Annotated in this window: 1 protein-coding gene; it reads right to left on the reverse strand. The window is 54.7% G+C overall.

Features of this window, described 5'->3' with window-relative positions; translation table 11 throughout:
- Window positions 1-34: 34 nt before the first annotated feature.
- Window positions 35-247, reverse strand: a 213-nt coding sequence (locus SB765_RS32530) for a DNA methyltransferase (protein WP_410932878.1), incomplete at its 5' end; no start/stop codon positions are given.

Consider the following 247-nt stretch of genomic DNA (forward strand, 5'->3'; position numbering starts at 1 on the left):
GTTGGAAAAGTTGCGGGTGATGTGGCTAACGACCTTAAACGATGCTCGCCCCGGAAAAAGCTTCGAGTGATGGATCAATCCAGAAACCAGGGCATGTTCTGAAGCGCTCAGCCGCCGCCCGGACATATTGAAGGGCCAGTTCTACGCAGATCCATCGACGACCGAGATGTTCGGCCGCTTTGCCAGTCTTGATCGTGCCGCCAAAAGGGTCGACCACAAGGTCATCTGGTTCGGTCAAGAAGCGAAT

The organism is Pseudomonas sp. SIMBA_067, from assembly GCF_046534675.1.
GTDB lineage: Bacteria > Pseudomonadota > Gammaproteobacteria > Pseudomonadales > Pseudomonadaceae > Aquipseudomonas > Aquipseudomonas putida.